The sequence below is a fragment of the Geodermatophilus sp. FMUSA9-8 genome (assembly GCF_037034165.1).
GTDB classification, from domain to species: Bacteria; Actinomycetota; Actinomycetes; order Mycobacteriales; family Geodermatophilaceae; genus Geodermatophilus; species Geodermatophilus nigrescens.
Genome location: NZ_JBAGKE010000003.1, coordinates 167,333 through 187,637, shown reverse-complemented (window position 1 = coordinate 187,637; position 20,305 = coordinate 167,333). Strand labels below are relative to the sequence as shown.

19 protein-coding genes and 1 tRNA gene are annotated in these 20,305 nt (G+C 73.6%); 7 read left to right on the top strand and 13 right to left on the bottom strand.

Annotation, left to right across the window (positions count from 1 at the left end; all coding sequences use genetic code 11):
• Positions 1-57: 57 nt before the first annotated feature.
• Positions 58-1,968: a glycosyl hydrolase family 28-related protein gene (locus WA616_RS08035; protein WP_336028802.1), complete on the top strand. Its 1,911-nt coding sequence runs from the start codon at positions 58-60 to the stop codon at positions 1,966-1,968.
• Positions 1,969-2,053: 85 nt separating this feature from the next.
• On the opposite strand, the gene WA616_RS08030 is transcribed toward WA616_RS08035, so the two are convergent.
• From WA616_RS08030 to WA616_RS08015, 4 genes are all read right to left on the bottom strand, one after another.
• Positions 2,054-2,599: a hypothetical protein gene (locus tag WA616_RS08030; RefSeq protein ID WP_336028800.1), complete on the bottom strand. Its 546-nt coding sequence runs from the start codon at positions 2,597-2,599 to the stop codon at positions 2,054-2,056.
• Positions 2,596-3,738, bottom strand: a complete 1,143-nt coding sequence (locus WA616_RS08025; RefSeq protein WP_336028799.1) for a DUF262 domain-containing protein — start codon at positions 3,736-3,738, stop codon at positions 2,596-2,598. The genes WA616_RS08030 and WA616_RS08025 overlap by 4 nt, the downstream gene beginning before the upstream one ends.
• A gap of 71 nt (positions 3,739-3,809) precedes the next feature.
• Positions 3,810-6,413: a bifunctional FO biosynthesis protein CofGH gene (locus WA616_RS08020; RefSeq protein WP_336028797.1), complete on the bottom strand. Its 2,604-nt coding sequence runs from the start codon at positions 6,411-6,413 to the stop codon at positions 3,810-3,812.
• 79 nt (positions 6,414-6,492) lie between these two features.
• On the bottom strand, positions 6,493-6,993 hold the full coding sequence (locus WA616_RS08015) for a flavin reductase family protein (protein ID WP_336028796.1): 501 nt from the start codon (positions 6,991-6,993) through the stop codon (positions 6,493-6,495).
• Between the two features lie 34 nt (positions 6,994-7,027).
• On the opposite strand from WA616_RS08015, the gene WA616_RS08010 reads away from it, so the two are divergent.
• Together WA616_RS08010 and WA616_RS08005 are read left to right on the top strand one after the other, a co-directional pair.
• Positions 7,028-8,452 (top strand): dihydrolipoyl dehydrogenase family protein, encoded by a 1,425-nt coding sequence (locus tag WA616_RS08010; RefSeq protein WP_336028795.1) that lies wholly within the window; start codon positions 7,028-7,030, stop codon positions 8,450-8,452.
• A gap of 28 nt (positions 8,453-8,480) precedes the next feature.
• Complete coding sequence (locus WA616_RS08005) at positions 8,481-9,278, top strand: SGNH/GDSL hydrolase family protein (RefSeq protein ID WP_336028793.1); 798 nt, start codon at positions 8,481-8,483, stop codon at positions 9,276-9,278.
• A 29-nt stretch (positions 9,279-9,307) separates the two neighbouring features.
• On the opposite strand, the gene WA616_RS08000 is transcribed toward WA616_RS08005, so the two are convergent.
• Complete coding sequence (locus tag WA616_RS08000; protein ID WP_336028792.1) at positions 9,308-11,284, bottom strand: putative bifunctional diguanylate cyclase/phosphodiesterase; 1,977 nt, start codon at positions 11,282-11,284, stop codon at positions 9,308-9,310.
• A 124-nt stretch (positions 11,285-11,408) separates the two neighbouring features.
• Here WA616_RS08000 and WA616_RS07995 point away from each other — a divergent pair, with 124 nt between their 5' ends.
• Positions 11,409-12,446: an LLM class flavin-dependent oxidoreductase gene (locus WA616_RS07995; RefSeq protein WP_336028790.1), complete on the top strand. Its 1,038-nt coding sequence runs from the start codon at positions 11,409-11,411 to the stop codon at positions 12,444-12,446.
• Positions 12,447-12,550: 104 nt separating this feature from the next.
• On the opposite strand, the gene WA616_RS07990 is transcribed toward WA616_RS07995, so the two are convergent.
• Both WA616_RS07990 and WA616_RS07985 read right to left on the bottom strand, forming a co-directional pair.
• On the bottom strand, positions 12,551-13,216 hold the full coding sequence (locus WA616_RS07990) for a DUF4333 domain-containing protein (protein WP_336028789.1): 666 nt from the start codon (positions 13,214-13,216) through the stop codon (positions 12,551-12,553).
• Between the two features lie 127 nt (positions 13,217-13,343).
• Positions 13,344-13,416, bottom strand: a tRNA-Arg gene (locus WA616_RS07985).
• Between the two features lie 193 nt (positions 13,417-13,609).
• Here WA616_RS07985 and WA616_RS07980 point away from each other — a divergent pair.
• Positions 13,610-14,158, top strand: coding sequence for a single-stranded DNA-binding protein (locus WA616_RS07980; RefSeq protein ID WP_336028787.1), 549 nt, complete (start codon positions 13,610-13,612; stop codon positions 14,156-14,158).
• Positions 14,159-14,274: 116 nt separating this feature from the next.
• Entirely contained in the window at positions 14,275-15,945 is a 1,671-nt protein-coding gene (gene ettA, locus WA616_RS07975) for an energy-dependent translational throttle protein EttA (RefSeq protein ID WP_336028786.1), read from the top strand.
• Between the two features lie 81 nt (positions 15,946-16,026).
• Here the strand turns inward: ettA and WA616_RS07970 are convergent, their stop codons facing one another.
• A complete protein-coding gene (locus tag WA616_RS07970; RefSeq protein WP_336028785.1) occupies positions 16,027-16,455 on the bottom strand; it encodes a phosphatase domain-containing protein in 429 nt (142 codons plus the stop codon).
• A 59-nt stretch (positions 16,456-16,514) separates the two neighbouring features.
• Between WA616_RS07970 and WA616_RS07965 the strand changes: the two genes are divergently transcribed.
• Positions 16,515-16,946: an acyl-CoA thioesterase gene (locus WA616_RS07965; protein ID WP_336028784.1), complete on the top strand. Its 432-nt coding sequence runs from the start codon at positions 16,515-16,517 to the stop codon at positions 16,944-16,946.
• 3 nt (positions 16,947-16,949) lie between these two features.
• Here the strand turns inward: WA616_RS07965 and WA616_RS07960 are convergent, their stop codons facing one another.
• From WA616_RS07960 to WA616_RS07940, 5 genes are all read right to left on the bottom strand, one after another.
• Positions 16,950-17,390 carry a YccF domain-containing protein gene (locus WA616_RS07960; protein ID WP_073419104.1) on the bottom strand — a complete coding sequence of 147 codons (441 nt, stop codon included), beginning with the start codon at positions 17,388-17,390 and terminating at the stop codon, positions 16,950-16,952.
• A gap of 68 nt (positions 17,391-17,458) precedes the next feature.
• Positions 17,459-17,986 (bottom strand): MOSC domain-containing protein, encoded by a 528-nt coding sequence (locus WA616_RS07955; protein ID WP_336028782.1) that lies wholly within the window; start codon positions 17,984-17,986, stop codon positions 17,459-17,461.
• Complete coding sequence (locus WA616_RS07950) at positions 17,983-18,645, bottom strand: energy-coupling factor transporter transmembrane component T (protein WP_336028780.1); 663 nt, start codon at positions 18,643-18,645, stop codon at positions 17,983-17,985. The genes WA616_RS07955 and WA616_RS07950 overlap by 4 nt, the downstream gene beginning before the upstream one ends.
• A complete protein-coding gene (locus WA616_RS07945; RefSeq protein WP_336028778.1) occupies positions 18,642-19,388 on the bottom strand; it encodes an energy-coupling factor ABC transporter ATP-binding protein in 747 nt (248 codons plus the stop codon). Before WA616_RS07945 ends, WA616_RS07950 begins: the two co-directional genes overlap by 4 nt.
• A complete protein-coding gene (locus WA616_RS07940; RefSeq protein WP_336028777.1) occupies positions 19,385-19,945 on the bottom strand; it encodes a biotin transporter BioY in 561 nt (186 codons plus the stop codon). The genes WA616_RS07945 and WA616_RS07940 overlap by 4 nt, the downstream gene beginning before the upstream one ends.
• Positions 19,946-20,305 lie beyond the last annotated feature (360 nt).

The window sequence follows — 20,305 nt, the reverse complement described above, 5'->3', positions numbered from 1 at the left end:
TCGTCTACGTTGTGACCGCACCGTGACAGCAGTCACACCGTGCGTACACCCTCGACGATGAGGACGTCCGTGCAGCCAGCAGCTCCCTCTCCCGCCCGGCGCCGCCTCGGCGCCGCCCTCGCGGTCGCGACGGCCCTGTCCGTCTCGCCCCTCGCCGCGGGCGTGGCCACCGCCGCCCCGCCGCCCGCCACCAGCCCGACCGCGCCGGCCCTCGGGCAGAACGTCACGGTCTTCGACCCGTCCATGCCCGTCAGCCAGATCCAGGCGACGCTCGACGCCACCTGGGAGCGCCAGCGCGACAACGAGATGGGCACCGAGCGCTACGCCTACCTCTTCCGCCCCGGCACGTACGGCACCGACGAGCAGCCGCTGCAGATCAAGGTCGGCTACTACACCGAGATCGCCGGCCTGGGCGAGCAGCCCTCCGACGTGGTCATCAACGGCAAGGTCGAGAGCTACAACCGCTGCCTCGACGGCGGCGGCACCAGCAACTGCATCGCGCTGAACAACTTCTGGCGCACCGTGTCCAACCTGACCGTCGACGTGAACGCCGCCGGCCAGGACGGCTGCCGCTCCACCGCCAACTTCTGGGCGGTCTCCCAGGCGGTCTCGCTGCGCCGGGTGCAGGTCACCGGCGGCACGCTGTCGCTGATGGACTACTGCACCGCCGGCCCGCAGTACGCCAGCGGCGGGTTCATCGCCGACTCGGCCTTCGGCGACGTCGTCAACGGCTCGCAGCAGCAGTGGCTGACCCGCAACAGCTCGCTCGCCTCCTGGTCCAACGGCGTGTGGAACCAGGTGTTCGCCGGCGTCGAGGGCGCGCCGTCGGAGGCGGGCTTCCCGAACCCGCCGTACACCACGCTGGACACCACCCCGGTCAGCCGGGAGAAGCCCTACCTGTTCGTCGGCGACGACGGCCGGTGGAACGTCCGGGTGCCCGCGGCCCGGCAGGACACCCGCGGGGTGAGCTGGGACGAGGGGACGACGACGGGGCGCACCATCCCGATCGGCGAGTTCCTCGTGGCGACGCCGTCGACGCCGGTGCAGGAGATCAACAACCACCTGGCCCGCGGCGGGCACCTGCTGCTCACGCCCGGCGTGTACGACATCGCGCGCAGCATCGACGTCAAGCGCGCGGGCACCGTGGTGCTCGGCATCGGCCACGCGACGCTGACCGCCGCCCGGGGTGCGGTGCCGATGACGGTCGCCGACGTCCCCGGCGTGGTCGTGGCCGGCGTGACCATCGACGCCGGCACCGTCGAGTCGCCGGCGCTGCTGCAGGTCGGCAAGCCGAACGGCAACGGCGGGCGGTCCGACGCGGCCGACCCGACGACGCTGTCCGACGTCTACTTCCGCGTCGGCGGCCCGCACGTCGGCAAGGTGGACACCGCGCTCGAGGTCAACAGCGACGACGTGCTGATCGACCACACGTGGGTGTGGCGCGCCGACCACGGTCTCGAGCCCTTCACCGCCGGCTACCTCGGCGACACCGACCGGTGGCGCACGAACACCGGCCGGGTGGGCGCGGAGGTCAACGGCGACCGGGTGACCGCGACCGGGCTGTTCGTGGAGCACTTCCAGACGTTCAACACGATCTGGAACGGCGAGGACGGCACCACGGTGCTGTACCAGAACGAGCTGCCCTACGACCCGCCGTCGCAGGCGGAGTGGACCCAGCCCGACGGCACGCTCGGCTACCCGGGCTACAAGGTGGCCGACGACGTGCAGCGGCACGAGCTCTACGGCGGCGGGGTCTACGACTACCTGCGCAACGCGGGCCCGATCGTGACCGAGAGCGGGTTCGAGGTGCCCGAGACGCCCGGGGTGCGGCTGCACCACGTGCTGACCGTGCACCTCGACGCGACCACCGTCGGGGTCATCCGGCACGTGGTCAACGACGTGGGCGCACCGGTGAGCCAGTCCACGGCGGGCACGCCGTCCTACGTGGCCGACCACCCGGTCGGCTGACGGGGTGAGCCCGGTGGGCCGTCGCGGGACCCCCGCGGCGGCCCACCGGTGCTCCGAGCGGTACAACGAAAGTGGGATCGGCCGGCTAGGTGGCGCTTGGTGCTGTGGTGGCCATCTGTAGAGCGGTGAAGTGAGACACGATCCAGTCGGCCACAGTGACGGCCGCTTCGCATCCCTCGAGCGCTCGGGTCAATGTCACCGGATCGCCCTCGCCGTGCGCAACCTTCTTACGGGCGGCTATAAGAGCACCTACGCGAGAACGCAACTCGCCATCCCGTGCATCGAAGGCTTCGTCCAGTAAGGTCGCCCATGACGGCGAGAAGGTTCGCAGGAAGTCGCTGAGCTGCTTTGGCGCGGCGCCCTGGCCGCGTCCTAGTGCGTCATCAACCCTCCGTACGACCTCCGCTGGTGCGACGGACGCAACAAACTGCGAAGCCGCCGTGTCCCGCGTCGACTCTAGGAATCCCGCCGAGCGAATGACGATGTAGCGCGAGAGGTGCAGGACGTGCGGCTGCAGCCAGTCATGCTCACCCGATCTCCAACGCTCATCGGCACCAACTAATGCTGTGTACGTGTCGCGCAGGTCGAGGTAGCGGTCGCGATTGAGGGCATGGTTCCAATCTGGAATCATGCCGCGAAGGCTTGAGTGGCTAGTGCAACCCGCTCGATGACCGCCTCGCGCCCGGCGGTGGACCTGGATGTAACGGCTTCGAATTCTTCGCTCGCCAGCAGATTGCCTAGCGAATCACCCAGGTTGCCGGTCAGGTTGCCTTCCTGTAGCGCTCGCATGATGCCAACCAGAACGGCTTCAGCCTGAGCGGCGTTCACTTGACCTGAGCTGTACTTTCGGAATGCGCTGCGCCCCGGCCCTTCAGCTAGCAAGCGGCAAGCCTGCAGAAAGAGTTGGCCGGCGCTTCGCACAGCATCATCGGCGGCCATGTGTCTTGCGGTGAAGGAATTCAGGAATCCCTTAAGCGGCCTGCTGTATGAGTCGACGTCTAGAAATAGCGCAAGCGTCCTGAGGATTACTTCCTGGTCTCGGATACGCGCTGAAGGGGGGCCGTAGAGTGCTCGCCAGCCTTCGTCCACATTGAGTTGCTCAAGGAACGTCATGAACGGCCCAGCATAGAGCGCCACCCGAATTTCGTGGGGTGTCAACTGAGTGCCGCCAGAGTTCAGACGCTCGAAGATCTGATAAACAGCCGAATTCAGCTCATTTGAGCCGTCTGCCACAACGATAGTGGCTTGCATGTATGAGTCGTCCAACTTGTACCGCAAGCCTTCTTCCAAGGTCTTGTAAGTCAGTCCTTGAAACTCCTGCCCCACGTACTGGAGCGTGAACTCGCGTCCGCTATGTATCCCGTTATAGAACTTCTGGAGTGTTACCAAACGCTGCTGACCATCAAGTACGAGCATGCGATTGTCGGTCGTCTGCTTGACCAAGAAGATGCCAGGGATTGGATATCCCAGGAGCAGTGACTCGATGAAGCGATCCATCTGAGCCTTCGTCCAAACGAAACCTCGTTGAAAGCCTGCTGTGACGATGCGGGGGTCGTCGTTCCCGTAGTTCGGGATGAGCATCGACCCGCGGTTGAGTCGACTTACCAGCCCCGCGATATCAAAATCCTGAGTTGAGTAGGTGACCGTCGCAGGCGTCAATTCCGCGTCAACAAGGTCAGTCAACTCTTCGTCGGACAGAGTGCGATCGACAAGATCAGGAAGGTCTTCCGGCGTTCCGCTTGCTTCTGGCTTTGGTTCCGTCTGGGTCACAACGGTAACCGTATTGGGTATCGGCCGCTTTGGCGTGAGCACAGATGGAGCCGCGCCGTAGCAGACGATGATCAGGTGGGCGTGATCGACAGGGTCAGCGCGCGGCGGCCCTCCTCCGAGCGGGCGGTGGCGAGCCGCTCCTCGGACGGGGTGCCGTACCCGGTGGTGCGCTGGCGGGCGGGCCGGCCGATCGCGGCGGCCATCGCCTCCAGCTCCGCGATGGTCTTGAGCGAGCCGTTCTCGCTGCCGGCCATCCGGCTGATCGTCTCCTCCATGAGCGTGCCGCCGAGGTCGTTGGCCCCGCCCTGCAGCACCGCCTGGGTGCCGACGTCGCCGAGCTTCACCCACGACGTCTGGATGTTGGGGATGCGCCCGTGCAGCAGCAGCCGGGCCACGGCGTGCACCGCCCGGTTCTCCCGCACCGTCGGCCCCGGCCGGGCGACGCCGGCCAGGTAGATCGGCGCGTTGTGGTGCACGAACGGCAGCAGCACGAACTCGGTGAACCCGCCGGTCTCGTCCTGCTGGCGGGCGATCGTGCGCAGGTGCGCCACCCAGTGCGCCGGGGTGTCGACGTGGCCGTACATCATCGTCGACGTCGTCGGGATGCCCACGCGGTGCGCCGTCCCGATGATCTCCAGCCAGGTCGCCGCGGGCAGCTTGCCCTTGGTCAGCACCCAGCGGACGTCGTCGTCGAGGATCTCCGCGGCCGTGCCGGGAACCGAGTCGAGCCCGGCCTCCTTCGCCGCGCGCAGGAAGTCCTCGAACGACAGCCCGGTGCGGGCGGAGGCGTTGACGATCTCCATGGGCGAGAAGGCGTGCAGGTGGATGCCGGGCTGGCGGCGCTTCACCTCGCGGGCGAGGTCCAGGTAGGCCGAGCCCGGCAGGTCGGGGTGGATGCCGCCCTGCATGCAGATCTCGGTGGCGCCGGCGGCCCACGCGCGGTCGACCCGGTCGCCCACCTCGGACAGCGAGAGCGTGTAGGCGTCTGCGTCGGTGCGCCGCTGGGCGAACGCGCAGAACCGGCAGCCGGTGTAGCAGACGTTGGTGAAGTTGACGTTCCGGTTCACGACGTAGGTGACGTCGTCGCCGGTGACGTCGCGGCGGACGCCGTCGGCCAGCGCGGTCAGCGCCTCCAGGTCCGCGCCGTCGGCGCCGAGCAGCGCCAGGTACTGCGCGTCGGAGAGCCCGGCGGGGTCGCGCTCGGCGGCGCGCAGCGCGGCGTGCACCTCCGGGTCGCCGACGGCCAGGGCGGTGGAGGAGCCGTCGCGGGCCGCCGTCGTCCGGTCCCGGAGGTCCGCCCAGTCGCCGTAGACGGCGTCGAAGTCGCCACGCCGGTCCGCCGTCCGCCCGACGGTGTCGACCTCGACGTGCAGGTCGGTGCGGCCGGTGGAAACCCACGCCTCGTCGGGCTCCTGCCAGGGCAGCCCGGCCGGGACCCGGCCCTCGACGGCGAGCCCGTCGGGCCCGGCCAGCGCGGCCACGTGCGGGCGCACCCGCGGGTCCAGCCACGGCTCGGGCTCCAGCACGTACCGCGGCTGCGCGGCCAGCCGCTCGCGCAGCGTGAAGCCGCCCTCGGCGGTCAGCGCGGCCAGCTTGTCGATGTTCGGCCAGGGCCGCTCGGGGTTGACGTGGTCGGGCGTGAGCGGGCTGACCCCGCCCCAGTCGTCGACGCCGGCGCGCAGCAGCAGCCCGAGCTCGGTGGAGTCGGAGAGGTTCGGCGGCGCCTGCACCCGCGCCCGCGGGCCGAGCAGCAGCCGGGTGACGGCCACGGCGGCCACGTACTCCTGCAGCGCGAGGTCGTCGTGCGCGGCCATCGCGGTGCGCGGCTTGGCGCGGAAGTTCTGCACGATCACCTCCTGCACGTGCCCGTGCCGCTGGTGCGCGGCCCGGATCCGCAGGACGGCGTCGACGCGCTCGGCGGCGTCCTCGCCGATGCCGAGCAGCACGCCGGTGGTGAACGGGACGGCGGAGCGGCCGGCGTCCTCCAGCACCCGCAGCCGCACGGCCGGCTCCTTGTCGGGGGAGCCGAAGTGCGGGCCGCCGGGCTCGGACCACAGCCGGGTCGCCGTCGTCTCGAGCATCATCCCCATCGACGCCGACACCGGCTTGAGCCGCTGGAGCTCCTCCCAGGTCATGACCCCGGGGTTGAGGTGCGGCAGCAGCCCGGTCTCCTCCAGCACCCGGATGGCCATCGCGCGCAGGTAGCCGAGCGTGGAGTCGAACCCGTGCGCCTCCAGCCACTCCGCGGCGACCGGCCAGCGGTCCTCGGGGCGGTCGCCGAGGGTGAACAGCGCCTCCTTGCACCCCAGCGCCGCGCCCTGCCGGGCGATGTCGAGCACCTCGTCGGGGGAGAGGAACGGCGCCTTCCCCTGGGCGCGCAGCTGCCCGGGCGTGGTCACGAACGTGCAGTAGTGGCAGCGGTCGCGGCACAGGTGGGTGAGCGGGATGAACACCTTGCGGCTGTAGGTGACGACGCCGGGGCGGCCGGCCGAGGCGAGGCCCGCGTCGCGCACCCGGGAGGCGACGGTGAGCAGCCGGTCGAGCGGCTCGCCGTCGCCGAGGCCTCTCGCCGAGAGCAGCGTCCCCGCCTCGCCGGCGTCGAGGGTCACCCCCCGCTCGGCGCGCGCGAGGGCGCGCCGGAGCGCGGACGGCACGGGGGTCTGCGGCTGGCTCATCGCCCCCGACGCTAGACCTGCCCGGGCCGGGAAGCGCCTGTGTCCCAGGTCACGCAGCCCGTCGGGGGCCCTCGTCGCGCTAACGGCCCTCGGGGGCGTCGACGTAGCGGCCGCCCAGGCGGAGCAGGGGAGCGGCGTCCTCCCGCAGCACCGGTACCCCCTCGACGGCGAGCAGCGCGAGCACGTGGTCCCCGGCCTCCACCATCCGGTCGAGGCGGCAGTCCAGGCCGACGACGCCGCCGTCGAGCAGCACCGCCCCGCTGTGCGGCGCCCGCGACCACGGCACGCCCTCCAGCAGGTGGCGCGCCGAGGGCCGCCCGGCCGAGGAGAACCGGCTGGCGAGGATCGCCTGCCCGGCGGCGAGGACGCTGACCGCGCACGAGCCCACGGCCTCCAGCACCTCCGCCGGGTAGCCGTCCGCGGTGAGCCCGACCGCCACCAGCGGCGGGTCGGCCGACACGCTCATCACCGAGGTGACGGTCGTGCCGACGTCGTCGATGTCGTCGCGGACGGTCAGCAGCCCCACCCCCGCCGCGTACCGGCGCAGGGCGGCGCTGAACTCGGCGGGGGGCACGGGCATGCGGCCAGTCGACCACACCGGCCAGGATGGGCCCGTGAGCAGCGCAGATGAGAAGACCTACGACGTCGTCGTGCTGGGTGCCGGGTCCACCGGCGAGAACGTGGCCGACGTCGTCGTCCGCGGGGGGCTCAGCGCCGTGCTGGTGGAGGAGCACCTCGTCGGCGGTGAGTGCTCCTACTACGCGTGCATGCCGAGCAAGGCGCTGCTGCGCGGCACCGAGGCCATCGCGGAGGCGCGGGCGGTCAAGGGCGCGGCGGCCGCGGTCACCGGCGAGCAGGACGTCGCGGCCACCCTCGAGCGGCGCGACTCCTTCACGAGCAACTGGGACGACGCCGGCCAGGTCTCCTGGGTCGAGGGCGCCGGCATCGACCTGCTGCGCGGCACCGCCCGGCTCGACGGCGAGCGCACCGTCGTCGTCACCGGCCCCGACGGCACCGAGACCCGGCTCCGCGCGCGGCACGCCGTCGCCGTCTGCACCGGGTCGGCCGCGGCGGTCCCGCCGGTCGACGGCCTGCCCGACGTGCAGCCGTGGACCCCGCGCGAGGCCACGAGCGCCAAGGAGGCGCCGCGCCGGCTGCTCGTGATCGGCGGCGGCTACGTCGGCTGCGAGATGTCCTTCGCCTGGCACGCCCTCGGCTCCACCGTCACCCTGCTGCAGCGCGGCGACCGGCTGCTGCCCGGCGCCGAGCCGCAGGCCGGCGACGCGGTGCTCGCCTCGCTGCGCGACCGCGGCGTCGACGTCCGCCTCGACGCCGACGTCACCGCCGCCCGCCGCGACGGCGACGAGGTCGTGCTCACCGTCGGCGGCGAGGAGCTGCGCGGCGACGAGGTGCTCGTCGCCACCGGCCGCGAGGCGCGCACCACCGGGATCGGCGTGGAGACCGTCGGCCTGGAGCCGGGGGAGTACCTCGACGTCGACGACACGCTGCAGGTGCGCGGGCTGCCCTGGCTCTACGGCGTCGGCGACGTCAACGGCCGCCGCCAGCTCACCCACATGGGCAAGTACCAGGCGCGCCAGGCCGCCGCGGCGATCGTCGCCCGCGCCCGCGGCGAGGAGGTCTCCCTCGAGGACTGGTCGCCGCACACCGCGACCGCCGACCGGGCCGCCACGCCCGCCGTCGTGTTCACCGACCCGCAGGTGGCCAGCGTCGGGCTCACCAGCGCGCAGGCTCGCGAGGCCGGCGTGCCGCACCGGGTCGTCGAGTACCCGATCGGCTCGGTCGCCGGCGCGTCGCTGTTCGCCGACGGCTACGAGGGCACCGCGATCGCCGTCGTCGACACCGAGCGCGAGGTGCTGCTCGGCGTCACCTTCGTCGGCCCGGCGGTGGCCGAGCTGCTGCAGGCGGCCACCATCGCCGTCGTCGGGGAGGTGCCGATCAGCCGGCTGTGGCACGCCGTCCCGGCCTACCCCACGGTCAGCGAGGTCTGGCTGCGGCTGCTCGAGACCTGGCGCGGCTGACGCCGGGGGCGCGTGCTGAGGTGGGCGGGTGCCCGCACCGTCCCACACCTCCTGGCGCCGCTACGTCGCCCTCGGCGACTCCTTCACCGAGGGGCTGAGCGACGCCGACCCCGACCGCCCCGGCGAGTACCGCGGCTGGGCCGACCGGCTGGCCGGTCACCTGTCCGCCGCCGCCCCGCACGACGTCGAGTACGCCAACCTCGCCATCCGCGGCCGGCTGCTGCCCCAGGTGCTCGCCGAGCAGGTGCCGGTGGCCCGCGCCGCCCGCCCCGACCTGGTCAGCCTGGTCGCCGGCGGCAACGACCTGCTCCGCCCGGGCGCCGACCCCGACCGGCTGGCCGCCGCCCTGGAGGAGGCGGTGGCCGGCTTCCGGGCCGACGGCGCCGACGTGCTGCTGGCCACCGGCGTCGACCCGCGGCTGACGCCGATCATCCGGCGCACCCGCGGCCGGGTCGCGGTGTTCAACGCCTCGCTGTGGTCGATCGCGGCGCGGCACGGCGCCGTCGTGCTCGACCAGTGGGGCGCGGACTGGCTGCTGGACTGGCGGCTCTGGGACAGCGACCGCATCCACCTCACCGCCGAGGGGCACCGGCGGACCGCCCGCGCCGCGGCGGAGGCGCTCGGCGTCCCCGTGACCGGCGACGACGACTGGCGCACCCCGCTGCCCCCGGCCCCGCCTCGCGCGCTGCGGGCGGCGCTGGCCGAGGAGGCGGCGTGGGTGCGGGGCTTCGTCGCCCCGTGGATCGCCCGCCGGGTGCGCGGCCGGTCCTCCGGCGACGGGCGCGCGCCGAAGCGGCCGGTGCCGCTGGCGCTGCCCCGCGCCTGAGAGCCAGGCGCGGGGGTCAGGCGCGGGGGTCAGGCGCGGGGCTCGTCCTCGGGCTCGTCGGTGTCGTCGACGACCTTGAGGAACGGGCGCGGGGGGAACGGCAGGTCGTCGTCCTCGAGCGCGATGAGGTCGATGCCGTCGCCGCCGGCCACCGGCAGGTCCGGGGCGGCGACGGCCTCGAGCTCGCCGGTGACCGCCTCGAGCACCGCGGCGGCCTCCTCGGCGGCCTTGCCGACGATGACCTCCGCGGAGGTGGTGTCGGCGCGGCTGGGCAGCGGCGCGGGCCGGCCGAAGGCGTAGCCCTGGGCCATCGCGCAGCCGTGCCGGCGCAGCCACTCGGCCTGGTCGAGGTCCTCGATGCCCTCGGCGATGACCTGCAGGCCCATGCCCAGGCCCAGCTGCAGCAGCCCCTGCACCAGCGCGGCCGACGACGGCTCGCGGACCACCCCGGCGACGAACGACCGGTCGATCTTCACCGTGTGGATCGGCAGCCGGTGCAGCGCGGTGATCGCGGAGTAGCCGGTGCCGAAGTCGTCGAGCGCCAGCGTGACGCCCCGCTCGGTCACCTCCTGCACGGCCTGCAGGGTGGCCTCGGCGGCGAACAGCGCCGTCGACTCGGTGATCTCCAGCTCCAGCCGCTCGGGCGGCAGGCCGGACTCGTCGAGGGCGTCGGCGACCAGCCGGCTGAAGCCCTCCTCGGCCAGGTGCCGCGCGGAGACGTTGACGTGCACCCGCAGCCCGGCCGGCCAGCCGGCGGCGTCGGTGCAGGCCCGGCGGAGCACCCAGGCGCCCAGCTTCGACGTCAGCCGGTTGTTCTCCGCGGCGTCGAGGAAGGCGCCCGGCGGCAGCAGCCCGCGGGTCGGGTGCTGCCAGCGGATCAGCGCCTCGTAGCCGAGCAGCGTCTCGTCGGAGAGGGACACGATCGGCTGGTAGAAGAGCCGGAGCTCGTCCTCCTCCAGCGCGCGGCGCAGGTCGGTCTCCAGCTGCAGCAGGTCGACCTCGTCCTCGGTGAGGCCGCCGTCGTGCACCTCGATGCGGCCCTGGCTGCCGTCGCGCTTGGCGCGGGTCATCGCGCTGTGCGCCTGCTTGAGCAGGTCGTCGGGAGCGACGTCGGAGCCGAGGGTCAGCCCGACGCTCGCCGACAGCACGATCTCCCGGCCGCCGAGCTGGAACGGGTCGTCGAGGACGGCGAGCAGCCGGTCGGCCAGCGCCCGCAGGCCGTCGAGGTCCTCGACGTCCTCGGCGAGGATGAGGAACTCGTCGGCGCCCAGGCGCACGGCGGTGTCCTCGACGCGGGTGCTCCAGCGCAGCCGGTCGGCGACCTGGCTGAGCAGCTGGTCGCCGGCCTCGGTGCCGAGGGTGTCGTTGACCGCCTGGAACCGGTCGAGGTCCAGGTGCACCAGGCCCACCTGCAGCCCGCGGCGGCGGGACAGGGCGAGGGCGTGGGCGAGCCGGTCGGTGAGGGCGCGGCGGTTGGGCAGGCCGGTCAGCGGGTCGGTGAACGCCCGGCGGACCAGGTCCTCCTCGGCCCGTCGGCGGTCGGTGACGTCGACCAGCGACAGGACGGCGAACTGCGGCTCGCCGGTGCTGCGGTGGACGACGTCGTGGCTCTGCTGCACCCACAGCTCGGTGCCGTCGGCGCGGCGCAGGCGGCGCTCGCCGTCCTGGCGCAGCCACGGGTCGAGGGCGCCGTCCTCGCCGGCAGCGGGGGCGTCGGGCAGCGGGGCGTCGTCGGGGTGGGCCAGCAGGTCGACGTGCCGGCCGACCATGTCGTCCATCCCGCGGCCGGCCAGCGCGCACAGCGCGTCGTTGACGACCAGGAGGTGCCCGTCGAGGTCGACGAGGGCCTTGGGGACGGGGGAGGAGAGGAAGAGGGCCCGGAACATCTGGCCGCGGTCGGCCAGCAGCGTGTCGATGGCCCGCAGCCTCGTCCCCGCCGGTGCACTGCCGCGCTCGCCGGGCTGGTCGGCCCGGGGCCGCGGCACGTGGGGGGCGCTGAGAGTCACCCGGACAGCCTCGCCGACGTTCCCGCCGGAGTGACGGAACCCGCCCTCGGAATGTCGTGGTCGCCTGGTCACATCCGGTGACGACGGCGTCCCAGCGGGAACATCCGCCCCGCCCCTCGCGCTGGTGTCCGGCGTGGACAAGAAGATCGGGTTCCTGAGCTTCGGTCACTGGCAGCCGATCGCCGGCTCGCGAGTGCGCACCGCCCGCGACGCGCTGGTGCAGACCGTCGAGCTCGCCGTCGCCGCCGAGGAGCTCGGCCTCGACGGCGCGTTCGTCCGGGTGCACCACTTCGCCCGGCAGCTGGCCTCGCCGTTCCCGCTGCTGTCGGCGATGGCGGCGCGGACCTCGCGCATCGAACTGGGCACCGGCGTGATCGACATGCGCTACGAGAACCCGCTGTACATGGCCGAGGAGGCCGCGGCCACTGACCTGCTCGCCGACGGCCGGCTGCAGCTCGGCGTGAGCCGGGGGTCGCCGGAGACGGCGCTGCGCGGCTCGGAGGCGTTCGGCTACGTCCCGCCGGACGGCGCCACCGACGCCGACCTGGCGCGGGAGAAGACGGCGCTGTTCCTCGCCGCGGTGCGCGGCGCGACCGTCGTCGACGCCGACCCCGGCATGACCGGCGGCGCCCGCGGCCGGCTGGCCGTCCAGCCGCAGTCGCCCGGCCTCGCCGAGCGCATCTGGTGGGGCGCCGGCACCCGGGCCACGGGCGAGTGGGCGGCCCGCCAGGGGCTGAACCTGATGAGCTCGACGCTGCTGTCGGAGGACACCGGCGTGCCGTTCGACGAGCTGCAGGCCGAGCAGATCGCCCGCTACCGCGCCGCGTGGGCGGACGCCGGCTGGGAGCACGAGCCGCGGGTGTCGGTGAGCCGCAGCGTCGTCCCGATCGTGTCCGACCTCGACCGCGTCTACTTCGGCGACGAGCGCCGCTCCTCCGACCAGGTCGGCCTGCTGGAGGGCGTGCGCGCCCGCTTCGGCCGCAGCTACGCCGGCGAGCCCGACCAGGTCGCCGAGGAGCTGGCCAAGGACGCCGCCGTCCGCGAGGCCGACACCCTGCTGATCACCGTGCCGAACATGCTCGGCGTCGAGTACAACGCCGCGCTGCTGGAGAACGTCGCGCGGCACGTGGCCCCGGCGATCGGCTGGTCGCCCTCGCGCTGACCTCCGCGACGACGAGTGGCCCGGGACCTGTGCGGTCCCGGGCCACTCGTGTGTGAGGAGGTGTCGCGGCGCCCGGGGTCAGGGGGCGCCCGCGGGGCGGTCGGTCAGGAGGCGTCGAAGGTGACGTTGCCCGCGGCGTCGACGTTCGCCAGGACCTCGCCGGTGTCCGAGGGGTCCTCGGCGAGGGCGACGGTGCAGGTCAGCTGCAGGCCGTCGGCGGCGACGAGCACGGTGCGCTCGCCGGCGTCGCAGGTGGAGCTCACGGTGAGGCCGGCCTCGGTGGCGAACTGCTCGGTCAGCAGCGCCTCGACGTCGGCGACCGGCACGTAGACCTGGTCGCTCTCGATGGTCACGTTGCCCTCGTCGTCGGTCTGCTCGACGGTGAAGGTGACGTCCTGGCCCTCGAGCGAGCCGGTGCAGGTGGTGACGGTGCCGGCGGCGAGGTCGACGTCGTCGGGGCAGCTGACGCCGGTGACCGTCACGCCGGCCTGCTCCTGCGCCAGCGAGGCGATCTCCCGCTCGGCCGCGGCGGCGTCGAGGACCCGCGGGGCGAAGAGCAGGAACGCGCCGATGCCGAGGCCGGCGAGGACGAGGACGGCGACGACGCTGCCGACGATCGCGCCGGTGCGCTTCTTCCTCGGCTGCTGCGCCGGGGCGCCGAAGCCGGGGGCCGGGAACGGCGGCGGGGCGTAGGGGCCGTGTCCCTGGGGCGCGTGTCCCTGGGGGGCGTACGGCTGGGCGGTGTAGCGGGGGTCGTGGACCTGGGTCATGTCCGGCTCCTCGATCGGGCCCGGGACCGTCCCCGGGTGCTCGGGAGCACCGTGCCGCGCGCCACTTGCGGCGACCTTCGGCGTCACTTGCACGCGACGACAAGTGCGCCGCGACCGATCGGAGGAGCGCGCCCGGCAGGGATCGAACCTGCGACCAAGTGCTTAGAAGGCACCTGCTCTATCCGCTGAGCTACGGGCGCTCGGTCGCCGATGATGACACCTCCCGCGGCACCCGTGTGCGCCGTGGCACGGCGGGGTGACGTCCCGGTCGTGCGGTGTCCACAGGCGCCGGTGGGTCCACAGGCCGCCGCGGTCGCCCTCCGCGGGCCGCCGGCGGGCCCAGGGTCGTCGTCGGGCCGGCACCGCGCCGGCCGCGAGACCCCGAGGAGCACCGTGAGCGCCACCGAGATCACCGTCACCGGCAACGTCGTCGCCTCACCCACCCGCGTGCGCACGCAGAACGGCGCCGTGACCAACTTCCGCGTCGCCTCCACCGAGCGTCGCTACGACGCGGCCACCGGCACCTACGTCGACGGGTCCAGCTTCTTCGTCGACGTCGAGTGCTGGAACGAGCTGGGTGCCAATGTGGCGTCCAGCGTCAGCAAGGGCGACCCGGTCGTCGTCCGCGGCCTCCTGCGCACCGAGGAGTGGGAGACCGAGAAGGGCCGGGGCAGCCGGCCGCGGATCCGGGCCCGGGCCGTCGGCCTCGACCTGAGCCGGGGCACGGCCGAGTTCCGCAAGACGCAGCGGAGCACGACCGCCGCGCCCCCGGTGCAGGAGGCCGTGGACGAGGCGCTGCGGGAGGCGCTCGACGGGACGCCGGAGGACGAGATGGACGGCCGGGACTACTCCGGGCCCTCCGAGCCGTTGTACGAGCTGGACCCCGACTCGTCCGCGGGTGGCACGGCGCACGGCGCCCTGCCCGAACCGGCTCTCCACTAGCCGCCCGCGACTGGGAGGATCGGGACCGAGAACGCACGGGGGCCGGGCCGGACCACGCACCGGCCCGCCCTCCCTGCGCACGGACACCGCGCACCGACGGAAGGCTCGAACGCCCAGTGGCTCAGTACATCTACACCATGGCCCGTGCCCGCAAGGCGCACGGCGACAAGGTCATCCTGGACAACGTCACGCTGTCCTTCCTGCCCGGCGCCAAGATCGGCGTGGTCGGCCCCAACGGCGCCGGCAAGTCGACCGTCCTCAAGATCATGGCCGGCCTCGACCAGCCCTCCAACGGCGACGCGTCGCTGGCGCCCGAGGCGACCGTCGGCATCCTGCTGCAGGAGCCGCCGCTCAACGAGGAGCTCGACGTGCGCGGCAACGTCGAGGAGGCGGTCAAGCCGCTGCGCGACGCGCTGACCCGCTTCGAGGAGGTCAGCGCGGCGATGGGGGAGCCCGACGCCGACTTCGACTCGCTGCTCGCCGAGCAGGGCGAGCTCATGGAGGTCATCGAGCAGAACGACGGCTGGGAGCTCGACAACCGCATCGAGCAGGCCATGGACGCGCTGCGCTGCCCGCCCGGCGACGCCGACGTCACGGTCCTGTCCGGTGGTGAGCGCCGCCGCGTCGCGCTGTGCAAGCTGCTGCTCGAGGCGCCCGACCTGCTGCTGCTCGACGAGCCCACCAACCACCTCGACGCCGAGAGCGTCGCGTGGCTGGAGCAGCACCTCGAGAAGTACGCCGGCACCGTCGTCGCCGTCACCCACGACCGGTACTTCCTCGACAACGTCGCCCAGTGGATCCTCGAGCTCGACCGCGGCCGGGCCTACCCCTACGAGGGCAACTACTCCACCTACCTGGAGACCAAGGCCACCCGCCTCAAGGTCGAGGGCGCCAAGGACGCCAAGCGGCAGAAGCGCCTCGCCGAGGAGCTCGAGTGGGTGCGCTCGGGCGCCAAGGCCCGCCAGGCCAAGAGCAAGGCCCGCCTGCAGCGGTACGAGGAGATGGCCGCCGAGGCCGACAAGTTCCGCAAGCTCGACTTCGAGGAGATCCAGATCCCGCCGGGCCCCCGGCTGGGCAGCGTGGTCGTCGAGACGAAGGACCTGACCAAGGGCTTCGGCGACCGCCTCCTCATCGACGACCTGTCCTTCACGCTGCCGCGCAACGGCATCGTCGGCGTCGTCGGCCCGAACGGGGCCGGCAAGACCACGCTGTTCAAGATGCTGGTCGGCGAGGAGAAGCCCGACGACGGCGACATCAAGGTCGGTGAGACGGTCAAGGTCTCCTACGTCGAGCAGAGCCGCAGCGGCATCGACCCGAAGAAGACGCTGTGGGACGTCGTCTCCGACGGCCTCGACCACATCAAGGTCGGCAACGTCGAGATGCCCTCGCGGGCCTACGTCGCGGCCTTCGGCTTCAAGGGCCCGGACCAGCAGAAGCCGGCCGGCGTCCTGTCCGGCGGTGAGCGCAACCGGCTGAACCTGGCGCTGACGCTCAAGCAGGGCGGCAACCTGCTGCTGCTCGACGAGCCGACCAACGACCTCGACGTCGAGACGCTCAGCAGCCTGGAGAACGCGCTGCTGGAGTTCCCCGGCTGCGCCGTGGTGGTCAGCCACGACCGGTGGTTCCTCGACCGCGTGGCCACCCACATCCTCGCCTACGAGGGCGACTCGAAGTGGTTCTGGTTCGAGGGCAACTTCGCCGACTACGAGAAGAACAAGGTGCAGCGGCTCGGCCCCGAGGCCGCCCGCCCGCACCGGGCCACCTACCGCAAGCTCACCCGCGACTAGTCCGCGGCCAGTCCGCGGCGAGGCCCTCCGACGGCCGGCCGGAGCACCCGCTCCGGCCGGCCGTCCGCGTCCCCGGGCCGCTCAGGGGCGGAACGCGGCGACGAGGCGGGCCTGCCGGCGGGTCTCCACGGCGCGGGCCCGGTAGCCGCGGCGGACGAACGCCACCGCCTCCTCCGGCGGGACGCCGTCGAGCACGGCCAGGCAGGCCAGCGCCGTCCCCGTGCGGCCCGTCCCGCCGCCGCAGGCGACCTCGACCCGCTGGGTCGCCGAGCGCTCCCAGGCCTCGGCCAGCGCGGCCCGCAGGTCGTCGGCGTCGGCCGGCAGCCGGAAGTCCGGCCAGCGCACCCAGCGGCCCTCCCAGGCGAGGGCGGGCGGGCGCCGCCCGAGCAGGTAGACGCCGAAGCCCGGCTCCGGCCCCGCCTGCAGGGGACGGCGCAGCCCGCGGCCGCGCACGCGGCGTCCCGACGGCAGGACGAGCACGCCCGGCGCGCCGTCGTCCCACGGGTCCACGGTCCCGACGGTAGGTCGCGGTCGACGGGCACGGGACCGGTGCGGCAGGGTGTCGGACCGTGCGGTTCACGGTGCAGGTCCCGATGCGCTGGTCGGACATGGACGCCTACGGGCACGTCAACAACGTCGTGTACCTGCAGTACTTCGAGATGGCCCGCGTGGCGCTGTTCTTCGAGCGGGCGTCGCTGGAGGAGCGGACCGGCCTGCGCCGCGGGACCGTCGTCGCCGCCCACGAGATCGCCTACAAGCGGCCGGTCGTCTACTCCGCCCGCCCGCTCGACGTGCAGATCTGGGTGTCGGGCATCCGCGCGGCCGCCTTCACCTGCCACTACGAGGTGTTCGACCACGAGCGCCTGGCGGTCACCGGCAGCACCCTGCTCGTGCCGTTCGACTTCACCATCGACCGGCCGCGCCGGCTCAGCCCCGACGAGAAGGAGTTCCTGCTCCGCTGGGCCGACGAGCCCGAGCCGGACGCCGCCGCGGGGGAGTAGGCCTCAGCGGTACGCGCCGGCCTGCACCACGCCGCCGCCGGCGTGCATCCAGTCGCGCGGCGGCGCCGTCTCGACCACCCGCTTGCCCAGCGGGAACAGTCCGACGGCGGCCAGCTTGAACGACGCCACGCCGAACGGGATGCCGACGATCGTCAGGCAGAAGACGACGCCCGCCGCGAGGTGCACCAGCGCCAGCCACCAGCCGGCGACCAGGAACCACAGCAGGTTGCCCACCGCCGACGCCACCCCGGCGCCCGGCGCGCGCACCGTCGTCCGCCCGAAGGGCCAGACCACGAAGCCGGCCAGCCGGAACGCGGCGATCCCGAACGGGATGGTGACCACGAGGACGCAGGCGATCAGCCCGGCCAGCGCATAGGCCAGCGCCAGCATCCAGCCGTGCAGGACGAGCCAGACCAGGTTCAGCAGCGTGCGGAGGGTGTCCACACCGGTTCCACGGACCGGCGTGCGCCGGGGTTCCGTCGGGCGGCCGGGCGGACGGAGGAGCCGACGGCTCAGCCCGCGACCAGCCGCGGCACGGGCCGGTCGGCACCGGTCGGCGCGCCGCGGCGGGCGGCCTCCTCGTCGGTCACCGGCCGGACGACGGCGCCCTCGGCGATCTCCGCGCCGGCGAACACCGCCGCGTTGATCCCGCCCCGGTGCACCATCGCCTTCACCAGCCGCGCGCCGGTCAGCCGCTCCAGGTGCGCGCACGGTGGGCAGCGCTTCATGCCGAACAGCAGCGCGTCGCCCACCGCGAAGAAGCGGCCCACCAGCGCGGGCAGGTCGACGCCGGTGGTCACCAGGTTGCGGCGGGTGTCGCCCGGCGTCAGCGGCACCCCCACCTCGGCGGCCACCGCCGCCACGTCGGCGCCGTCGATCAGCGTCAGCTGCTTCTCCAGGTCCGGGTACCGCGCCCAGGTGCCGCCGCCGAGCGCGTAGCGGTCGCCCTCGAGCCCCTGCCCGGCCACCAGCCGCGCGGTGGGCACCCGGCGCATCGGGGCGGCGGCCCGGTCGGTCAGCCAGATCTCGGTCACGGTCACGGGGAGGCCTCCGCAGGAGCCGGGCGCCGGCGGCGCCGGGGCGGGTCGTCGTCGGCGCCGCGGGCGTCGAGCGCCTCGCTGACGTCGTGGGCCATCTGCAGCACCTGCACCAGCAGCGGGGCGACCGTCGTCCGCAGCGCCCGCACCCCGCGGGGGGACCCGCCGCGCGCGGCCTGCGCGGCGCGGATCCGGTCGGCGCGCTCCACGAGCACGGGGATGAACCGCAGCGCCATCGCCACCACGAGCCCGATCCGCGCCGGGCGGACGCCGACCAGGCGCAGCGGCCCGCACAGCCGCTCGACCACCGCGACCATCGCGCTCACCCGCGTCGTCGCCGTCACCACCGCGGCCGCCAGCACGAGCGCGAGCAGCCGCAGCGCCACGTGCGCCCCGGTGCGCAGGTCGGTGGTCAGCGCGTGCACCACGAGCAGCGCCAGCAGCCACCAGCGCACCGCCCGAGCCTGCCGGGCCAGCACGGCCGGCGGCAGCCGCGCGACGACCAGGCCCACCACCAGCACGCCGGCCAGCGCGGCAGCGGCGGCGGGCAGCGTCGGCAGGAGGAACAGCGCGACGGCGAGGGCCGCGAGGCACAGCAGCTTCGCGCCGGCCGGCAGCCGGTGCACGACGCTCGCCCGCGGGACGTACAGCGCGAGGGTCACCGGCCGGCCATCAGCGCGCGGTAGGCGGCGACCGCCGGGCCGGGGGAGGCGTCCTCGACGACGCGGCCGCCGTCGACCACCAGCACCCGGTCGAAGCCGTCGAGCAGGTCGAGCTGGTGGGTCACCACGACCACCTGCTGCTCCAGTCCCGCGATCAGCTCGGCCACCCGGCGCGTGTTCACCAGGTCCAGCAGTGTCGTCGGCTCGTCGAACACGATGCGGGCCGGGCGCATGACGAGCACCCCGGCGATGGCCAGCAGCTGCTTCTGCCCGCCGGACAGCAGGTGGGCGGGGTGGTCGGCGTGGCCGGCCAGGCCGTACCGCTCGAGCACCTCCGCCACGCGCGCGGACCGCTCGGCGGGCGGCACGCCCTGGTTCTCCAGCCCGTAGGCGACGTCCTCGGCGACCGTCGGGTGCACGATCTGCGCGTCGGGGTCCTGGAAGACGAAACCCACCCGCCGGCGCACCGCCCGCACCTGGGTGCGGGTGTCCAGCCCGTCGACGGTGACGCTGCCGGAGGTGGGCAGCACCAGCCCGTTGAGGAGCCGGGCGAACGTCGACTTGCCCGACCCGTTGGCGCCGACGACGCCCACGCGCGCCTCGGTGAGGGTCAGGTCGATGCCGTCGAGCACCACGCGCTCGCCGTACCGGTGCCCGACCCCGCGCAGCTCGATGCCGCGGCCGGGGTCGGCGACGTCGGCCGCGGCGGGCGCCCCGGCCGTCCCGGGGCGGCGGAACCTCACCGGCTGCCGACGGCCCGCCGGGGACGCTCGATCACCGGGTAGCTGCGCCGCACGACGTCGGCGATGGCCGCCGCGACGAACGCCTTGAGCAGGTCGCCGGGGACGAAGGCGAACGCGCTGGTGGCCGTCGCCCACAGCGGAGCGTCCAGCACGGCGGCGGACACCGGGATGCCGACCGCGTAGACGAGCACCATGCCGCCGAGCACGTTGACGGCCATGCCCCAGGCGACGTTGTAGCGGTCCCACAGGCGCTCGGTGAGCCAGCCGATGAGCGCCGCGGCGAACGGCCAGCTGAACAGGTACCCGGCCGTCACACCGGCGAAGGGCGCGAGGCCGCCGGCGCCGCTCGACAGCAGCGGCAGGCCGACCGCGACCAGCAGGAGGAACAGCAGCACGGCGAGGAAGCCGCGGCGGGCGCCCAGGACGGCGCCGGCCAGCATCACGCCGAGGGTCTGCGCGGTGATCGGCACGGCGCCGACGGGGATGGCCGGCAGGGTGCCCAGCACCGCGATGATCGCGGCGAAGAGGGCGACGTAGGCGAGGTCCCGGGTCTTCACGGCGTCTCCTCCACAGGCGGCGGGCGGGCCCGCGAGTTCCCGGCGGAAGGTACCGGAGTGCGCCGGGGCGGCGGCCGGGCGGGCGCGCCCGCGGGCCCGCCGGACCGCCTCCAGCGGGTCGCCGGGACCGTCGCGGTGGGTGGCGGCCCGCTCACCTGCAGAGACGCCCGCCGGTTTGCCCGCCCCTCCCAGGACGTGTTGTCTGGGTGGTACAAGGCCCTCGGCGAAGGCGGAACACAGGCATGGCAACCGGGTGGTGGGCATCGCTGTGGTCGTGGGGACGCCATGACCTGGTGGACCCCGTCGATCCCGCGGACACAGGAGGACCGGGGCGGTCGCAGGTCCCCGACCGGGACCCGC

Coding starts and splice junctions, on each gene's coding strand:
- WA616_RS08035 (WP_336028802.1), top strand. CDS start 58: ATGAGGACGTCCGTGCAGCCAGCAGCTCCCTCTCCCGCCCGGCGCCGC.
- WA616_RS08030 (WP_336028800.1), bottom strand. CDS start 2,599: ATGATTCCAGATTGGAACCATGCCCTCAATCGCGACCGCTACCTCGAC.
- WA616_RS08020 (WP_336028797.1), bottom strand. CDS start 6,413: ATGAGCCAGCCGCAGACCCCCGTGCCGTCCGCGCTCCGGCGCGCCCTC.
- WA616_RS08015 (WP_336028796.1), bottom strand. CDS start 6,993: ATGCCCGTGCCCCCCGCCGAGTTCAGCGCCGCCCTGCGCCGGTACGCG.
- WA616_RS07990 (WP_336028789.1), bottom strand. CDS start 13,216: ATGACCCAGGTCCACGACCCCCGCTACACCGCCCAGCCGTACGCCCCC.